Source organism: Glutamicibacter uratoxydans (assembly GCF_050753455.1).
GTDB classification, from domain to species: Bacteria; Actinomycetota; Actinomycetes; order Actinomycetales; family Micrococcaceae; genus Glutamicibacter; species Glutamicibacter uratoxydans_A.
Genome location: NZ_CP192736.1, coordinates 3007438 through 3023796, shown reverse-complemented (window position 1 = coordinate 3023796; position 16359 = coordinate 3007438). Strand labels below are relative to the sequence as shown.

At 58.3% G+C, this 16359-nt stretch carries 18 protein-coding genes; 5 read left to right on the top strand and 13 right to left on the bottom strand.

The window, feature by feature from the left end; genetic code table 11:
- Positions 1–106 precede the first annotated feature (106 nt).
- A complete protein-coding gene (locus ACQQZ8_RS14035) occupies positions 107–271 on the top strand; it encodes a hypothetical protein (protein ID WP_431710423.1) in 165 nt (54 codons plus the stop codon).
- Positions 272–326: 55 nt separating this feature from the next.
- Here ACQQZ8_RS14035 and ACQQZ8_RS14030 read toward each other — a convergent pair whose 3' ends face one another.
- On the bottom strand, positions 327–1124 hold the full coding sequence (locus tag ACQQZ8_RS14030) for a dioxygenase family protein (RefSeq protein ID WP_431710422.1): 798 nt from the start codon (positions 1122–1124) through the stop codon (positions 327–329).
- Positions 1125–1288: 164 nt separating this feature from the next.
- Between ACQQZ8_RS14030 and ACQQZ8_RS14025 the strand changes: the two genes are divergently transcribed.
- Positions 1289–2095: a PspA/IM30 family protein gene (locus tag ACQQZ8_RS14025; RefSeq protein WP_431710421.1), complete on the top strand. Its 807-nt coding sequence runs from the start codon at positions 1289–1291 to the stop codon at positions 2093–2095.
- Between the two features lie 44 nt (positions 2096–2139).
- Here ACQQZ8_RS14025 and ACQQZ8_RS14020 read toward each other — a convergent pair whose 3' ends face one another.
- The 5 genes from ACQQZ8_RS14020 to ACQQZ8_RS14000 form a co-directional block, all read right to left on the bottom strand.
- Complete coding sequence (locus ACQQZ8_RS14020; protein WP_431710420.1) at positions 2140–2694, bottom strand: hypothetical protein; 555 nt, start codon at positions 2692–2694, stop codon at positions 2140–2142.
- Positions 2695–3044: 350 nt separating this feature from the next.
- On the bottom strand, positions 3045–3881 hold the full coding sequence (locus tag ACQQZ8_RS14015) for a hypothetical protein (protein ID WP_431710419.1): 837 nt from the start codon (positions 3879–3881) through the stop codon (positions 3045–3047).
- Positions 3878–4567: a response regulator transcription factor gene (locus ACQQZ8_RS14010; RefSeq protein WP_431710418.1), complete on the bottom strand. Its 690-nt coding sequence runs from the start codon at positions 4565–4567 to the stop codon at positions 3878–3880. Before ACQQZ8_RS14010 ends, ACQQZ8_RS14015 begins: the two co-directional genes overlap by 4 nt.
- Positions 4555–5730, bottom strand: coding sequence for a sensor histidine kinase (locus ACQQZ8_RS14005; protein ID WP_431710417.1), 1176 nt, complete (start codon positions 5728–5730; stop codon positions 4555–4557). The genes ACQQZ8_RS14010 and ACQQZ8_RS14005 overlap by 13 nt, the downstream gene beginning before the upstream one ends.
- A gap of 188 nt (positions 5731–5918) precedes the next feature.
- Entirely contained in the window at positions 5919–6329 is a 411-nt protein-coding gene (locus ACQQZ8_RS14000) for a VOC family protein (RefSeq protein ID WP_431710416.1), read from the bottom strand.
- A gap of 392 nt (positions 6330–6721) precedes the next feature.
- Here ACQQZ8_RS14000 and ACQQZ8_RS13995 point away from each other — a divergent pair, with 392 nt between their 5' ends.
- The gene (locus ACQQZ8_RS13995) at positions 6722–7165 is read left to right on the top strand and encodes a hypothetical protein (protein ID WP_431710415.1); all 444 of its coding nucleotides are present in this window, start codon (positions 6722–6724) and stop codon (positions 7163–7165) included.
- A 654-nt stretch (positions 7166–7819) separates the two neighbouring features.
- Here ACQQZ8_RS13995 and ACQQZ8_RS13990 read toward each other — a convergent pair.
- Positions 7820–8242, bottom strand: coding sequence for an acyl-CoA thioesterase (locus tag ACQQZ8_RS13990; protein WP_431710414.1), 423 nt, complete (start codon positions 8240–8242; stop codon positions 7820–7822).
- A 196-nt stretch (positions 8243–8438) separates the two neighbouring features.
- Here ACQQZ8_RS13990 and glsA point away from each other — a divergent pair, with 196 nt between their 5' ends.
- On the top strand, positions 8439–9449 hold the full coding sequence (glsA, locus tag ACQQZ8_RS13985) for a glutaminase A (protein WP_431710413.1): 1011 nt from the start codon (positions 8439–8441) through the stop codon (positions 9447–9449).
- Positions 9450–9478: 29 nt separating this feature from the next.
- On the opposite strand, the gene ACQQZ8_RS13980 is transcribed toward glsA, so the two are convergent.
- The 4 genes from ACQQZ8_RS13980 to ACQQZ8_RS13965 all read right to left on the bottom strand — a co-directional run bounded on the left by ACQQZ8_RS13980 (position 9479) and on the right by ACQQZ8_RS13965 (position 12542).
- Entirely contained in the window at positions 9479–10018 is a 540-nt protein-coding gene (locus ACQQZ8_RS13980; RefSeq protein ID WP_431710412.1) for a hypothetical protein, read from the bottom strand.
- Entirely contained in the window at positions 10008–11135 is a 1128-nt protein-coding gene (locus ACQQZ8_RS13975) for a signal peptidase I (protein ID WP_431710411.1), read from the bottom strand. The genes ACQQZ8_RS13980 and ACQQZ8_RS13975 overlap by 11 nt, the downstream gene beginning before the upstream one ends.
- Positions 11136–11224: 89 nt before the next feature.
- Positions 11225–11770: a hypothetical protein gene (locus ACQQZ8_RS13970; RefSeq protein ID WP_431710410.1), complete on the bottom strand. Its 546-nt coding sequence runs from the start codon at positions 11768–11770 to the stop codon at positions 11225–11227.
- A 154-nt stretch (positions 11771–11924) separates the two neighbouring features.
- Positions 11925–12542: a SipW-dependent-type signal peptide-containing protein gene (locus ACQQZ8_RS13965; protein ID WP_431710409.1), complete on the bottom strand. Its 618-nt coding sequence runs from the start codon at positions 12540–12542 to the stop codon at positions 11925–11927.
- A 279-nt stretch (positions 12543–12821) separates the two neighbouring features.
- On the opposite strand from ACQQZ8_RS13965, the gene ACQQZ8_RS13960 reads away from it, so the two are divergent.
- Positions 12822–13559: a sulfite exporter TauE/SafE family protein gene (locus ACQQZ8_RS13960; protein WP_431710408.1), complete on the top strand. Its 738-nt coding sequence runs from the start codon at positions 12822–12824 to the stop codon at positions 13557–13559.
- On the opposite strand, the gene ACQQZ8_RS13955 is transcribed toward ACQQZ8_RS13960, so the two are convergent.
- Together ACQQZ8_RS13955 and ACQQZ8_RS13950 are read right to left on the bottom strand one after the other, a co-directional pair.
- The gene (locus ACQQZ8_RS13955; RefSeq protein WP_431710407.1) at positions 13556–14353 is read right to left on the bottom strand and encodes an HpcH/HpaI aldolase/citrate lyase family protein; all 798 of its coding nucleotides are present in this window, start codon (positions 14351–14353) and stop codon (positions 13556–13558) included. The genes ACQQZ8_RS13960 and ACQQZ8_RS13955 overlap by 4 nt on opposite strands.
- Positions 14350–16359, bottom strand: a complete 2010-nt coding sequence (locus ACQQZ8_RS13950; protein WP_431710406.1) for an acetyl/propionyl/methylcrotonyl-CoA carboxylase subunit alpha — start codon at positions 16357–16359, stop codon at positions 14350–14352. The genes ACQQZ8_RS13955 and ACQQZ8_RS13950 overlap by 4 nt, the downstream gene beginning before the upstream one ends.

The window sequence follows — 16359 nt, the reverse complement described above, 5'->3', positions numbered from 1 at the left end:
ACGCGGCGATCTGGTTCAATGCGCTCATCCGGCGTAGAGTGAGGTCACCAGAAGCACGCGGCGTAGTCCGGCCTGCGGGACGGCCGCCACAACTGAGGAGGTCGTGATGGGAGATTTTCGGGCATACACCATGGAAGAGCGCGCCACCTATTTGGCCCCTTCCTGCGAACGTTGCGGCCAGCACCGACATGTGGTGTGGGAACAGCTTGACGATAGTGACCAATACTTGCCACGCGATGCCGGGTGCTCGAATGAAGCCTGCACCGCTTAGGAATAGTACTGAGGCGCGCTAGCCGGGACTTCCTCCGGTATAGCGCGCCTCATTCTTAGCTCAGGGTCCAGGAGCGCTTTGACAGCCCGAACCAGAAGCCATCGATCGCGGTTTTAGCTTCGATGCCACCGGATGCATAGGCCGCACCGAGTGACACATAAAGTGGTGCCCAGTGTTCGGAACGGGGGTGGGCTTCCAATGCGGCCGGAGCTTTTTCGAGGAAGTTCAGGATCGAATCCACATCGCCCTTGGCCATCGCTTCTTCGGCCCAGTGATCGAACTCGCTAGAAGCTGTTGGCGGAGCGGTATCTGGCCCGGCGGCTGGGTTGAACCAGCGCAAGTTGTGGGTGGTAAACCCCGAACCGATGATCATGGTGCCGCGATCGCGCAAAGGAGCTAGGCTCTGACCGAGGTTGAATAACCCTTCGGGATCCAAGGTGGGCATCGACATTTGCACCACCGGAATGTCGGCGTCGGGGAACATTTCCTTTAACGGGACATACGCGCCGTGATCTAGGCCGCGGGTTTCATCGCGTTCCACGTGGTGGCCGTGAGTAGCAGTCAACCGGGCCACTTCGTCGGCCAGCTCGGGAGCCATCGGAGCGTCGTAGCGCACATCGTAATAACGGTCGGGGAAGCCCCAGAAGTCATAGACTAACTCCTGCTTTTGGTGCGTGGCGCTGAGTGTTACCGGAGCATTTTCCCAGTGCGCGGAGATCATCAGAATCTCCTTGGGCTTTTCCATGCTCCCGGACCAGGCTGCCAGTTGCGAGGTCCAAGTGGCGTCGTCGGCTAGGGGCGGGGCACCGTGGGAGAGGAATAGGACCGGAGGTTTGGTATCAAAGGAAGTCATGCTTTAAGCCTAAACCTTATTTGTTGATGCTTCAAGTATTTTCTTGTGTAGTGCTCAGCGCCACAACCGGATTTCGCTCGTAGCCGGGGTGAAACAACGGTGGGAATTAAGCCTGTGCCGGATCGTGCCATAGAGTTAAAGTTGCAGCAATCGAAGGGGACCCCATGGCCAAGCAGTCGTTTTTTGCCCGCCTATTCCGTATCGGACGATCCAATGCGCATGCCGCACTGGATTCTGTCGAAGACCCGCAAAAGATGCTTGACCAGTCAGTGCGGGACTACACGAAGAACATTTCGGAAGCCGAATCGGCGGTCGCGCAGACTATCGGAAACTTACGGATGCAGGAAGAAGATCACGCCAAGGCCCTGCGTGAGGCTCAGGAATGGGGTGGCAAAGCGCTCGCCGCCTCGAACAAGGCCGATGAATTTGCTGCTGCCGGAGATTCGGCCAATGCCCAGAAGTTTAATCAGCTGGCCACCGTTGCATTGCAGAAGCAGTTGGCCGGCGAAAAAGCTGCCGCGGCGTTGGAACCCACCATTCGCACCCAGCAGGAAGTCGTGGACCGCCTGAAAACTGGGCTGGAAACCATGAAAACCAAACGTCATGAGTTGGTTTCTAAGCGTAACGAGCTAGTGGCTCGCGCCCGCAACGCCAAGACCCAAGGTCAGATGATGGATGCGCTCAAAGCGTTGGACGTCAACAACCCGACCTCGGAAATCAGCCGTTTCGAACAGCAGGTACGGCAGGACGAAGCCAAAGCCCGTGGAGCAGCGGAACTTGCCGCCTCCTCGCTGGACGCGCAGTTCGCAGCGCTAGAAGATCTGGGACAGGACGCCGAAATCGAGGCTCGCTTGGCCGCCCTGAAGCCGGCCCCGGACGTAGTGGATGAAGCTCCTGCTGCACTGAAACAAGCAGATCCGCAGCTCTCTGAAATTGAAGCGCGACTGGCTGCGCTGAAAAAGCAGCACTAGAACCACTACGGTCCCGCGGTGTCGGAGCATTACCTAGTAGCTGTTTAGTAGAAAACTGATTCAACTTCTACTTCGCTAGGGTTTTCGGCATAGTTTTCGCTCACCGCAACCCGCAGCCGCTCGGCCTCCGGGTCGAGGAACGGTGCGTTCAGATCGATCTGATCGGGGGCGCCGGGCCGCCAGATCAGTTGCTTGTCATCGCACACTCCCCAGAGCCCATTAAACCCCGGCGGTGGTTCAGCGCCACCGGCATTGGAACCCACGCAGATGCGCCCATCTTTCAGTTCCACGGCGATCAGCATGCCACGCTCATCGTTGCTGGAGATCGCTGGTTCGGCGTGCTTTTCCTCCAGCGATTTGTGCACCCACTTGGAAAGGTCAAAAGGGGCGTCGAGCCCGAGCACTCGTTCATCGGCCAAACACAGCGCCTCGGTGGAGGCTGGGTTCAAGACACAGCGGGCATCGGTTATGCAGCTAACCGTGGCACTGTCCGGACCGAGGGGGGAGCCGCAGGCGAAAGCCGTGTTGCTCTGTGCATCCGGTTCGAGCAGCTGCACCTCGGGATCATTCCATGGATCCAGTTTGACGAAGGTGCTCACCGACGATCTACTGGTCTCGACTGTTTCCGTACGGCGTGGGCTCGGTGAATCGTTGGCTGCAGATTCAGGCTGCGTACTGGCATTCACCGTCGGAGTTGCCGAGGGAGCTGTCGTTCTTTCGCCCGCGAGTGACCCGCCGCAGCCGGAAATTAATAGCGTGAGGATAAACGCTGTGGCCAGGACCGAAAATGACCGGCGGGCCACTATTTTTGTGCGCATAAATCACAGAGTAGCCGAAACGGTCACGGTGGTCAGCTGCATACTGGAACATTCCCTTAAATGACTGAACCCCGTCCTATAGTAGACGAGCACAGCTACTGTAGGACGGGGAGACGGTCAGAGAATATTGGTTAGGAAGACTCCCGTAATACCACGTTTCCCGCGGAGACATCCAACAGCACCTTGTTGGCTGCCGCAGGATCGGTTGTTAACCGGTTATCGAGATTGCCAGCAGACACCGTGGAACGGACATCGTAGCTGGCGGTCGGTAATGCCAGATCCAACATGCCGGCGCTAACCTCCCCGGACACGGAAGCTGGGACGCTTCCGGTCAGCACGCCGTCCAATCGTCCGGCCGAGACTTCGAAGCTGGCCTCGCGCACATCTGCCAGTTCAAGGGAGGCGTGACCGGCACCGAGCCGGACATCCACCGAGTTCGCTGAACCGCTGGCCACCAGCCGACCGGCACTCATCTCAAGAACCAGAGAATTGAACTGACCCGTACCGTAGAACTCACCGGCACTGAGCTCTAGATCCACATCTAAGCTGCCGTCATTCAGCGCTTCCGGCAGGGTGAGCACCACCGTGGACTGGGTTGAATCGCATCCGAAAATGCACCAGTTCGCCCAGCCATCCGGCGAATCGACGATCAGCGCGGTGCCCTGCCGGGACAGCTCCCAACCGTTGTCGGAGGAACGGATATCCAATTGTGCTTCGGGCACATCGGCGAATTCGAAGTTAAATTCCCTGGCATCGGCGTCGACCTCCACGGAGGTGATGCCCTGCGCATTGGCGCTGAGAAAGCTATCGCCCCGGGAGAGGGTGTTAAGTGCCGACCACGAGGTTCCAAGCACCACCCCTAGCAGGATTAGCGCACCGAAGGAAGCGAGGAGGTAGGTCAGAGTTTGCGGGCGGCGCGGTGGTTCCGGAACCTGTGGAAGGGGTGAATCCATGGTCTTGGTACTCATGGCAAAGTCCTGTCTGTGTTAGTGGTACCTAGGGTTTGGATGTGAGCCAGGGCTGCAAGCACCCGTCGGTTACCGGTGCCATCGGCCGTGAGGCCGAGTTTCTGGAAGATGGAGGTGATGTACTTTTCGACGCTTGCTTCGGAGAGGAAGAGTAACGCCGCAATGGCCTGATTCGACTTGCCTTCGGCCAGTGCCGCCAACACGGTGCGTTCCCTATCGGTGAGCCGTTGCATGCGGTCATCATGGTTTCTGCGGGTCAAGAGCTGAGCCACCACTTCCTGATCGAGCACGGTTCCGCCGGAGGCGATCTGCTCCAGAGATTGGACGAAGTCACTGACATCGGCCACCCGGTCCTTGAGTAGGTAACCCAAGGCGCCGGTTTGAGTGGCAATCAGCTCCGCGGCGTAGCGTTCCTCCACATATTGGGAGAGCACCAGCAATGGGGTTTGCGGATAGCGGCGGCGAAGTTCTAAGGCCGCGCGGATTCCTTCGTCAGTGTACGTCGGAGGAAGGCGCACATCGAGGATGCATAGTTCGGGAAATTGATCCGCGGACACCTGCTCCAAGGTTTCAAAGAGCTCGCTAGTGTCGGGTAGCGCCGCAGTGACTTCATGGCCTGAATGTTCTAACAAGCGCACCAGACCTTCACGCAGCAGGACCGAATCCTCACAGATTAGGATGCGCATGGCACGTTCACCTCCACTGCTGTCGGACCGCCCTGCGGGCTGTCTAGATGGAGTGTGCCGCCGGCGGCCAACACACGGTGATGTATCCCGTCCAAACCGCCACCTGGCTGAATATGTGCCCCACCGATGCCGTTGTCTTCGATCCGGGCCCAGAGCCAAGGGTGGCCTTCGAATTCACGCACCCGGACGGTAACACGGCACCAGCTGGCCCGCGAATGTTTCGCGGCGTTGGTCAGCGCTTCGGCGATGGCGAAGTACATGGCGGCCTCCGCATTTTTCTCCATCCGCTTCGGCAATTGGATGTCTAGCTGCACCGGAATATGGCTGCGACCCGCCACCGCGGACAGTGCCGCATCGAGCCCACGGTCCTCCAGCACGGAGGTGTAGATGCCTCGGGTGAGCTGCCGCAGTTCGGTGATCGCTGCTTTGGTCGAGGTATGCGCTTCGGCAATTAGCTCTTTCGCCTGCTGCGGCTCGGTGTCGATCTGTTGGTGGGCCAGCCCCAGGGCCATGGCCACCGAAACTAACCGGGGTTGCACGCCATCATGCAGATCGCACTCGATCCGAGTGCGCTCCACCTCAGCGGCGCGTACCGCCCCTTCGCGTTGCACGCTGCTGGTCTGTGCCTTCTGCGCGAGCTCCGTTTCCCGGGCGATGGTGCCAATAATTGCGGTGCTGATCGCCCGGTGGAGAAAAACCAAAGCGACAACCACACCTACCCCAGCCAAGGCCAGCGGGATCAGCCAGGGTGCTTGAGCCGAACTGAGCTCCCAGCCTTCGAGGGTGACGCTGCTGGTGTTGCTCATCGGAGCAAAGGCCAAAATGGCCGCAGAGATACTCCAGCGCAGAGCCCCGAGCATACCGGCGCCCAGCAGCGTGGCCAGCACGAAGTTGCCGAAGGCCGCCCACATCCGTCCGTTACCCAGGTTCCGGCCCACGGAGCGAATGTAGGAGCTGAACCCCGGTGCGTTGCGTTCTCGCCAGCGCAGGCTGGCGACCGGCAGATTGTAGAGTTGGCTCACCCGTTCGATCTCTAGCCAGGACAGCCCGAAGACCGTGTAGAGCAGGCCGAGCAGGAGCACGAGACCGAAGCCGGCAAGCAAGATCAAGCCCGTGCCTGCAGCCAGCCAGCCTAGGAGCAGTGAGACAATCACTAATCCCACCGAACCGAGAAGAGCTAACTGCAGCAGAGTATAAAAGAATCTGAGTGGTGGACGGGTCGCAGACCGTGCGGTGGTGTCTGTCGCTGTTGTTGTCAGACTTCAACATTAGAGTTCGTGACTTGCCGTGCAGTAGCCTGCGACCCGGAGAAGAAACTTAGGGAAAACCTGAAGAGTTTAGCTGATTCGGCCTAGCTCGGCTCGCCCATGACCTCGGGGCTCATCCACGCGATTTCCCAGACATGACCGTCCGGGTCCTGCACCGCCGCCTGGTACATTCCGGGAAAAGGTTCGTCTGACTCCCGGTAAATGCTGCCCCCACCGGCCAAGGCCCGGGTGACAAACTGGTCCACTTCTTCTCGTGAATCGGCCGAAAGTGCATGGAGTACTTCGCGGTTTTTACCGTCCAGGGTCGGGGCATCGCCCTGCGCCATGAAGCTGGCGAAGTAATCACGGTGCAATAGCATGACGGTGATGGTCTCGCTGATCATCCAGGAGCTGGCGTTTGCATCGGAGAAGGTCTCGTTTTTGGTGAAACCCAATGCGGCGTAAAACTTATCGGTCCGAGCCAAATCGCTGGAGGGAAGGTTGATGAAAATCATGCGGCTCAGGGTCAGCCTCGCAAGTTATGTTGAGGAACGTCGGATGGTGGTCTAGCTGTTACACTCTCCTCTGAAGCAGCCTCGGAGGCAAGAGTTCGGGAGAAAAAGTGCGGTGCTTTCTTGCGATTCTTACGATGCGCAGCGATCTTCCGCCTGCATAGCGCGTTGTCTGCCGGGGACGCGGTGTGGCCGCGAAAAATAACCAGTCCGTAGTTCACCCACCTGACAGCTCGCGGGGGCCTGCCTTCGACAATCAGGGCAGAACAACTAAGAATGCGTACCACTTGGATGTGAACAGAACTTAAGTAGGACGCTGTCTTGGAAGTTTTTTGGCTAGAATCTATCCCTGAACCCGCTGATTATCGGAACTTGACGTGGAGAAATGAGACCCCATGAAGACTAAGCAGATGAGAATTGGTGTGCTCGGTTTCGCCGCGGTGATGAGTGCGGGAGTTCTTAGTTCATGCGCCGCCGGGGGCGTCGAATTTGAGCAGGCATTAGTGGCTCAGGCCGAAGCCCTTGACGGGGGCATGAGTCTGCCCAGCGCCGGAACCCCGTTCGAAACCTGGGATGAGATGGTAATCCTTTGCCCCTATGCGAGTACTCAAGACCTCGAACCGAAGTTCGCCCAAGTGATCAAGGATGATCATGACCTCATGGATGAATCTTCGCAATGGTTTATTTTTGCTCGCGAAGATCGAACGGAAGCCTTACGTCTTTCGCGGTCCAACGTCGATTTCTGCGCCGGGCAACTCAGTGCGGAGTCGTTGCCGGGGAACCAAGCATTCGCGGTGGCACAGAACTCCGGACAGTGGGTTTTCACCCCGGTGAACTAGCCCGGTGGGTGTTCTGCGCACCGAGTTCAAAGGGACGCTACGGAAGATTCCCGTAGCGTCCCCTTGAACTAATTGTTAGTAAGTTGAAGTGTTTTCCGTACCCTGCAGAAGGTTTCGGGTTCCGGAGACCCCTAACCGAGTCGCCCCGGCGGCGATCATCGCGGCGGCGGTTTCGGCGGAACGAATCCCACCGGATGAAAGTTCCTACTCAACCACCGTTGAAAGCGCCCGGCCGTGCTCAATGCTACCTACTGCACCCCGAACCTGACGGCCTTGCTGCGGTATTGACATTCTCAGACTGATCGCCACTGGCCGACGAATCACTAAATCCAGAGCATTGACTGAACGCGAATTCGTTGCCGATGACGCTTAGTGCCGTCGGCGCGGGGCTCAATGCACGCTGTGCGATACCCGAATCCGTTGGCTATCGCACCCACCCTACGGTTGGCGGCTTACCCTCCTAGTGATCCGGCCCGTCGATACCGGTGCGCTGGCACAGAACCACTGATTCCGTGGTCAAGAGGAAAACACTGGCCAGACACTGGGTGCTATTGGGAGGAGCGGGGTAAAAGAAAAGCTTCCCGAATCGGAGCGATTCGGGAAGCCTGAAATGACCTTTGTCTGTGCTGCTGGCTGAGCTTCAGCGGATATGTGCTAGACCAGTGACTTGGTGATTTCCAAGGGAATACGGTCGCGGGTGTAGGTGATGTGATCGTAGCCGTGTGGTTCCGGTTTGCCGTCGGGGCCCATGTTGACGAAAACAAGCTTGTCGATAGTCAGGATTGAGGCCTGAGTGAAAATATTGCGAACCGCGGCTCGCAGCGTGATGGAAGTACGTCCGAAGTGAATGGCGGTCAGACCCATTTCGATCAGATCGCCCTCCTTGGCCGAGGCCACGAAATTAATCTCGGACATGTACTTGGTGACTACGTGCTTATTGCCAAGCTGGATGATCGAGTAAATCGCCGCTTCCTCATCGATCCAGCGCAGCAACGAACCGCCAAAGAGCGTGCCGTTAGCGTTGAGGTCTTCCGGGCGGACCCACTTGCGAGTATGAAAAGTAATTGATTCAGCCATACTTCGATTTTATTCTGCTTCCGTGTTGCGCGCAGTCATGTGCGCCATACTGTTGGGCATGACACAATGCGCAGGTGACCAGCATCTTTGAATACGGCGCTAGACATGGTGGAATGTGAAGCAGGGTGGATAGCACAACACGGTGGCAGACACCCGGTGACAATGACCTGCAAGCGGCAGCGAAGCGGAGGCGTAAGTGATTCCTAACGACTACAGCGACGTGACACAGCAGGTCTCGACCGGTTCACTGCCCGCCAAAACCCGAGTTGAAGAACTCCTGCAAGATGCTTATGAACGCTACGTCGATGTTGATGATGGCATGCTGGCCTACTACATTCCCATTCTCGGAGAAGTAGATCCTTCGCTCTTTGCGCTGTCGCTCTCCAATGTTGGTGGCACCGTCCAGGGCGTGGGCGATGTGGGGCAGAGCTTCTCCATCCAATCCATCTCCAAAATGTTTGTCTACGCGCTGGTGCTCCAAGAACTGGGGCATGACACCGTGCGTGATCACGTGGGTGTGAACAACACCGGAATGTCCTTCAACTCAGTGATGGCCATCGAGCTCAATGACGGCCACCCGATGAACCCCATGGTCAACGCCGGAGCCTTAGCCACCTCGGCGCTCATGCCCGGGCTCACCGCAGCCGAAAAGTGGGAAAACATCCGAGAGGGGCTGTCGGCTTTTGCAGGGCGCTATCTGCGGATGGACGGAGAGGTGTACCGCTCCGAATCGCGCAGCAACGAACGGAATAAGGCGCTGGGTCGCCTGCTCAAAGCACACGGTCAGTTGGAGGGCGAACCCTTGGAGATCGTGGATATCTACACCCGCCAGTGCTCCCTGAAGGTTACCTCGCATGATCTAGCAATTATGGGCGCAACCCTCGCTGATGGCGGGGTCAACCCGGTGACCGGTGAACGTGTGGTTTCCGCGGATGTTTGCCGGGATGTGCTGGCCGTTGTGGCGGCCAACGGGCTTTACGAGAAGTCCGGGGAGTGGCTGTTCGAAATCGGGATCCCGGCCAAATCGGGGGTCTCCGGAGGAATTGTGGCCATTGCGCCGGGCAAGGGCGCCATCGGGGCGTTCTCCCCGCTACTGGACGAGGCCGGGAACTCGGTGCGTTCGCAGTTGGCTATTGGGCATCTTTCGCGTGCACTGGGACTCAACCTCTTCGCCTCGGCTCCGCAGCGGCCTGAAAAGGAGACGTAACATCAGTCGGCGTTAGATGCTATTGCACCCTAGTTACAAGTCAGGCGGATACCGAGCAGGCCGAACAGATCCAGGATGCGACCGCTGACAGCCTGTGGTGGGCCCTCCCAACTGGTTCCGGGGATCACGGGGGTTACTTCGATGGTCATGGTTAGTCTCAACAGGTTAGACAATAACCCAGTAGTTTGTCGTGTATGAGTGTAGGACACCCCTGGAATCCTTAGGGTGCCAGTATTCGTTCCGCCGAGTAGGCTATTTTCTGTCCACCGGATTTCATATTCGATGGGGATTTCAAGAGGAACATTGGACGGACGTTGCCAGTCGATCTGGACTTGATCCCGACCCAAGGAGATGGACAGGAGCTGACTGTCCCGACATGCCAAGTTATTCACCGGTTCGAGAGTGCCCGCGGATACGGAGCCATGCGTGCTCTCAGCATCGATCCAATGCGCGCTGGTGAGGTTGATCTGGCTGCTAATAATAGGGATGAGTAGAAGAAACGAGGCAAGAACTAATGCCGCGCGGACTAGTGGGCTGCGCGCGAAATTACCGCTATTGTTAGTTCTCATGGCGCACTCTCCTGCGCCGCATGCTTTTCACTCCGCAGAGAATTAAGATAATCGCTACGGAGAGCATGACCGCTAGCCATGTGGAGACCCCGGTTTTCGGCAGTGACTCGGGCGCATGTGGAGTATACGGATCGACCGTGAGCTTTTCCCCCGAACCAGTTGCAGCCAAGCGTATTGTCGCATTTTTTGTTGTGTGTTCGAGCCCGGTTGATTCCGGAAGAAAGCTAGTGACGACAAAGCGTCGCGTTTGTTCGGTGGGAAAGCTGAGTAGTGGGAGACCTTGCCGGTCGTGAGCCAACTCCGTTGCAGCAACCGGCGCTAGCAAGGTCGATAGTGGGGTGGTACAGCGCGTGGTGGCAGCACGTGACTCTAGGGTGCATGAATCAACGCTGATGAGAAATGGTCCGATATCCTGTGTGAGTCTTTCTGGAGCGCTCAAAGTCACGTCAATTGTGCCGGACTCGGGTGCTTCGGCCCAGATATCCACTACCCAGATGGCAGAATCTCCTGGAGACATATTTACCATGCTTTGCGGGTAGGTGATCGAACGAAGCTGGAGCACCTCACTGTGAATGTGTTCGATTTGGGCCTGCCCGCGGTCATCTGGGGTGGGGGTGCCGAATGGAGGCATCAGCAGAAGCACCGGGAGTAAGCCCAATGTCACCGCGGTGTGTGCGGAATTGGCGGGCAGCTTCGGCTCCCGTGGCCAGAAAGCCCACACCACCAAACACGATGCGGAAATTGTCAGTCCGCCAAGCACTAGCGGATTAGAGAACCATTGGATCGCTGGAGCAATACCCGGAACAGAAAAGATTACTTCTCGGACGGTGTCCACGGAGTAAGGCATCGGATCCGGGGTCGCATTTGCGTCGCCCTTCATCGTGAAGGTCGCAACCCCCGTTTGCTCGTCTATCGATTGAACGTCTAGAACGCGGTGCGTCACCGGTAATAAACCTGGTCCGCGATCGACCGTGACGACATCCCCTTCTTGAAGCCCCGTCGCCGGTACTTCTCTGACTAAAGCAATGGACCCCGCTTCGATGGTCGGACTCATTGAACCGGTGCGGAACATCATGATGGAAATATTGAAGAAGTAACCGAGGATCACCATGATCATGCATAGTGATCCAGCAATTGCGAGAAGGGTAAGAATCGAATCCCCTATGCGGGCACCCCACGATGGCCGGGTAGTTGGAGCTCTATGCTTCATGGTGTGCCTGTTTCGCTCAGCGATTCAGCATTCCAAACCCAGGTGTGAGTTGTACTCAGCCCTTGAACCGAACTAGGCGCAGACTGGGAGAGTCGAATCTGGAAACAGTAGGCGACGACGTTTCCAGCTGCAGCGTTAACTCTTTGACTTACGTCGGCACTTTGGCTTTCCGCTAAGGCGACCCATTCCGCGGCCGATCCCAGGACGAAGGTTCCGGAGGGAGTGCCGGTATTCGGGCAGGTGAAGGATTGAACCTGTGCGGGGGTAATCGTTGAAGCCGTCACGCGGTATAACAACTGGTTGGCTACACTGCTAGCCCCGGAGACTCCGTTTCCAGCGAGCCTGAGCGATCCAGCAGTCGTGGAATCTGGAGTAGTCCGGACGAACACCGGGGCAGCAGTGACGGTGCCCGGGAACATGCCGGCACTGCTAAAGGTCATTTCAGATGCACTGCTCCATTGGTTATTGACCGACACCTCGATGGCGAAGCTTCCGGCGGAAAAATCGGCGGTGATGCGTTCAGCATCGGTCCACGATGCCACTGTCAGTGAGGCACCGATTCCAAACACTAGACCGCCAGCCAAAAAGGCACGAATCTTCAGAAACCTACGAAGAGGAGCCCGTACGTCCTTTGGTGTGGTCGTACGGGCTTTCGGAGCGTAAGGCGGTATCAATTCGGCCTAGACGCAAACGTGTTTATTCGACGGAAGTGCCGATGAACTCCCAGCTTGCGCTCGCTGTTTCGCCTTGAATCAGATCATCCCCCGCGGCGACCTGGAAGCACAACGTGACGGCGGTTCCGGCGGCTTCCGTGGTGGCTGCTGCTAGGTCAAAGGTGGCGGCACCTGCGAAGCTATCCAGAGCGGTTCCGGCAGGCACAATAGCGGTTCCAGTTGCCTCAGGATTACAAGCCGCAGCGTCCGCCACGGTCACGATACCGTAGGTCAGATTCGCGGCATTGGGGCCATCTGAGACTGCCGAAGTAAGCTCCACTGACGCGCCGTACGAGGTACCCACGATAGTGCGCAACGCGAATGGGGCAGACGTTACATCGCCCGGGCTGAGGTTCTCACCGCCGGTGAGGTTGAAAGTTAGGGTCGCAGCTTCGCCTACTGTCTCGTGGTCGTCGTAGGCAGCACCATCGGTGCTGCCCTCAATGCCGAAGGTGCCGGCTGAAAAGTTACCAGTGGCCCATTCGGTATCCGTCCAAGCGGCCAAAGTCACCGCAGCACCCACACCGAGAACAAGCCCGCCGGCGAGCAGGGCTTTGACCTTGCGGGATGTGTGCTTGCGTGTAGTTGGCGAGGAAGTCATCCGAAGTCTCCTGAAGGTGAAGTGATGGCCCGTCAAACTACGGGATATCTCTAGACTAAGAACAAGGATCACTTATGACGCAGCTACTATCCGGTACTTGGCCCGCTGCCGAAAAATTGGGCTAGTCGACTAACGAAATTGGCTAACTGACGTGGCTGCAAAGAGCCGTGATCGCTCCACCCTAGGGCAGCTCCTGAGCTCGACTGACACCCTGTAGAGTATTTGAGAGCCATGCGAAACCTGCGTGGAAGTAGGTTGAGGGAAAGACAGAGGCGAGCAATGGTTGCCAGCGGCGCGCTATTCGCATTGCTCGGGGCAACCTTTGTGGGGGCCTCTACCCAACGCATCAGCGGCATGGGCTTTGCCCTAGTCTCTTCGCCATTTCTGGTGATGGTCCTCGGGCCACATCAAGGTGTCATGCTCGTCAACTTCCTCGGATGTTGCAGTAGTTTCATGATTCTGGCGCAAGTCTTCAAACAGGTTGAATTCCGTAAAGTTTTTCTTGTTCTCGTTCCGGCAATGCTGATGACAATCCCGGGTGCCTGGGTGGCCGCCCGTGTGAGCGGACCGATGCTATCCATTGGGATCGCCATCATGGTGATTCTTGCCCTTAGCAGCAGTTTCTTGCTCCGAAACCTCAAAGCCTCGCAAGGAAAAGGTCTCGCCATCGGTGCCGGAGCCGTCTCCGGGTTTATGTCGGTAACCGCCGGAGTCTCTAGTCCAGCGATAGCCGCCTACGCGGTGGCTAGCCGGTGGCCCCAAGCGAAATTCGCGATCTCGGTGCAGCTGTACTTCTTCGTGCTGGCGATCGCGTCGCTGACCGCCAAGGGCGGGATGCCCCAGCTGCACTGGATCCAGTGGACCGGATGCGCTGTGGCGATGATCTGCGGAATTTTGCTCGGCAACTGGTTAGCACCCAAGATTCCACCGAAACTCAGCCGGGCATTCGTTGTGATCATCGCCTTTGCCGGGGCATTGACCTTGATGGTCAACGGGCTCCTAGAGCTCAACGCTTAGTTCTGCCCCAAGATCTCTCTAGCCTGGCGCAACACTGGTTCATCGACCATCTGCCCCTCAAAGCTAAACACCCCACCATGCTGCTTCGCATGCTCCAACACCCGGGTGGCCCACGCGAGCCGGTCGGATTGGGTGAATGCCTCACGCACGATGGGCACGTGCGAGGGGTGGATCAATGCTTTGGCGGAAAAACCGCTGGCTCGCGCATCAGCAGCCTCGGTGGCTAACCCCGACAGATCCGGGATATTGAGATAGACCGAATCGATCGCGAGCTTGCCAAAGGCACGGGCACTTATCAGCACCCGAGAGCGGGCGAACCGGGCCACTTCTCGATAGCTTCCATCGGCGGCCCGAGAAGAGGTGCCACCTAGCGATGCCAATAGATCCTCGGCCCCCCACATCAATCCGTGGACGTGCTCGGCGGCCGCCACCTGTTCGGCGGCTAAGACGCCCGCAGCGGTTTCGAGCAATGCGAAGATCTGTAGTCCGGTGAGGGTCTCTAGAGCTGCCGTGCTCTCAGTTTTGGGCAGCATTACCATCCGATATCCGCTGCTGCGCACCATCTGTAGATCCGGCACAAAGTAGGGGGAGTCGACCGGGTTAATACGGACTATCGTGCGTTCCGGATCAAGTTGCGCAGCCGCGACCGCAGCTCGTGCGCGCGGCTTATTCTTCGTCGAAACCGCATCTTCCAGATCCAAAATCACCACATCTGAGCGCTCGGCGGCCTTAGCAAAACGTTCGGGACGATCACCCGGACAAAACAGCCAGGCTGGTCCCAATGACCCGGTCATGAGTCCTCCTGCGCATAGTAGTGCATGATGGCCACCGGTTGCCGGGCGGAGAGCTGCTCACCCATTCCCACGAGCAGCTGCACCCTTCCAGCAGCCGGTGCGGTAATTTCATGCTCCATCTTCATCGCCTCCACCGCCAGCAGCACCTCCCCGGCGGCCACCTGCTGCCCGTCCCGAATGTTGAGCAGACAGATCGCTCCGGGCATCGGGGAGCGAAGCTGGGCATCCAACTCGGACGCGGAACGTTCGATGGCCTCTAAATGTCTGCCGAGCATCTCCTCGCGGCTCACTCGCCGCACCGCGAAGGTGGCGGCCCCCGAGCTCAGCCACTGGGTCTCACCGGGCGGTTGCTGTTCTAGGGGTTGACCATCGACGATGACGCAGCCATCAAGAATCACCACGCGGACCCGTTCGTTCTGGTCGGACAGCTCCCAACCCTCCGGGATGGGCAGAGCAGTGAGCCGGTGGTACGTTCCCTCGTGTTCCAGATGCATCACCCGGGATCGGGGCCCGCTTAAACTAAAACCGGTTCCGGCCCAAGGCCCCTCGTCGTTGGGGATAGCGCACAACCAGTGCGCTGCGGCTCGGGCCAGATGCGTCAAGTCCGGCTTGCGAGGTTCCCAACGATCTAGGAAACGGCTAATCAGCGCGGTATCGAGTGTGCCCGCGCGAACCTGTGGATCATCCAGCAGATCGTGCAGGAATTCTTGGTTGGTCCGCACTCCATGTACTCGCAGCTCACACAGCGCAGTTTGCAGATGTTGCCGTGCGCTGTCCCGGTCGCGACCGGTGGCGATGACCTTAGCCAGCATCGGATCGTAGTGCGCGGTGATCGCTATTCCCTCGGCGAGCATCGAATCGATACGCAGTTCTTCTCCTGCGGGTTCTCGATATTGCGTGATGATGCCCGTATCGGGCAGGAAATCCCGCTCCGGAACCTCTGCGTAGAGTCGCGCCTCGATGGCATGCCCCCGCAACTGCACCTGATCTTGAGTGAAATCCAGTTGTTCACCCGCGGCGATACGCACCTGCCAACGCACCAGATCTAGCGGCTCACCGGAAATCCGCACAACCTGTTCGGTCACCGGGTGCTCCACCTGTAGCCGGGTGTTCATTTCCATAAAGAAAAACTCATCCGGGTTGTCTGCGGAAACCAAGAATTCCACGGTACCGGCCCCGACATAGTTCACCGACCGGGCGGCCGCCACCGCGGCAGCTCCCAGCCGTTCGCGCAGTTGCGCACCGTGGGGTAGGGACTCCAAGAGTGCCGAGGGGGCTTCCTCAATCACCTTTTGATGCCGGCGTTGCAAGGAACACTCGCGCTCGCCGAGATACACGGTGTGTCCGTGGGTGTCGGCAAGAATTTGCACCTCGATATGTCGCGGGGTGTCGATCAGCCGTTCCAGTAGCAGGGTGTCATCCCCGAAGGCTTTGCCTGCCACGCGCCGGGCGGTGGCCAGCGCAGCCGGAAGTTCGGATGCTTCATGCACCTGCACCATACCCTTGCCGCCACCACCAGCGGAGGGTTTGATCAGCAACGGAAACCCGGTTTGGGTAGCTTGGGCAGCGATGTGCTCATCGCTTAGCCCGGCGGCGGAGAAACCTTGGGCCAGAGGAACCCCGTGCGCCGCAACCAGTTCCTTGGCCCGGATCTTATCGGCCATGGCTTCCAACGCCGTGAGATTGGGGCCGATCAAGGTAATACCCGCCGCATCTAAGGCTTGGGCAAAGGCAAGATTCTCGGAGAGGAAACCATAGCCCGGGTGTACCGCTTGGGCACCGGTGACTTGGGCGGCCCGCACCACCAAGTCGATATTCAGATAGCTTTCGGCCGCTGGTGCCGGACCCAGATAGTAGGAGCTATCGGCCTGGGTGACATGGCGTGCGTTCCGGTCCGCCGCAGAGAAGAGAGCAACCGCATGAATACCCATGGCTTGAAGGGTTCGGATGACACGCACGGCAATCTCACCGCGATTGGCCACCACCACTTTAGTAAACAGTTCCAT

Coding starts and splice junctions, on each gene's coding strand:
- ACQQZ8_RS14035 (WP_431710423.1), top strand. CDS start 107: ATGGGAGATTTTCGGGCATACACCATGGAAGAGCGCGCCACCTATTTG.
- ACQQZ8_RS14030 (WP_431710422.1), bottom strand. CDS start 1,124: ATGACTTCCTTTGATACCAAACCTCCGGTCCTATTCCTCTCCCACGGT.
- ACQQZ8_RS14025 (WP_431710421.1), top strand. CDS start 1,289: ATGGCCAAGCAGTCGTTTTTTGCCCGCCTATTCCGTATCGGACGATCC.
- ACQQZ8_RS14015 (WP_431710419.1), bottom strand. CDS start 3,881: ATGAGTACCAAGACCATGGATTCACCCCTTCCACAGGTTCCGGAACCA.
- ACQQZ8_RS14010 (WP_431710418.1), bottom strand. CDS start 4,567: ATGCGCATCCTAATCTGTGAGGATTCGGTCCTGCTGCGTGAAGGTCTG.
- ACQQZ8_RS14000 (WP_431710416.1), bottom strand. CDS start 6,329: ATGATTTTCATCAACCTTCCCTCCAGCGATTTGGCTCGGACCGATAAG.
- ACQQZ8_RS13995 (WP_431710415.1), top strand. CDS start 6,722: ATGAAGACTAAGCAGATGAGAATTGGTGTGCTCGGTTTCGCCGCGGTG.
- ACQQZ8_RS13990 (WP_431710414.1), bottom strand. CDS start 8,242: ATGGCTGAATCAATTACTTTTCATACTCGCAAGTGGGTCCGCCCGGAA.
- ACQQZ8_RS13980 (WP_431710412.1), bottom strand. CDS start 10,018: ATGAGAACTAACAATAGCGGTAATTTCGCGCGCAGCCCACTAGTCCGC.
- ACQQZ8_RS13975 (WP_431710411.1), bottom strand. CDS start 11,135: ATGATCATGGTGATCCTCGGTTACTTCTTCAATATTTCCATCATGATG.
- ACQQZ8_RS13965 (WP_431710409.1), bottom strand. CDS start 12,542: ATGACTTCCTCGCCAACTACACGCAAGCACACATCCCGCAAGGTCAAA.
- ACQQZ8_RS13960 (WP_431710408.1), top strand. CDS start 12,822: ATGGTTGCCAGCGGCGCGCTATTCGCATTGCTCGGGGCAACCTTTGTG.
- ACQQZ8_RS13955 (WP_431710407.1), bottom strand. CDS start 14,353: ATGACCGGGTCATTGGGACCAGCCTGGCTGTTTTGTCCGGGTGATCGT.
- ACQQZ8_RS13950 (WP_431710406.1), bottom strand. CDS start 16,359: ATGGAACTGTTTACTAAAGTGGTGGTGGCCAATCGCGGTGAGATTGCC.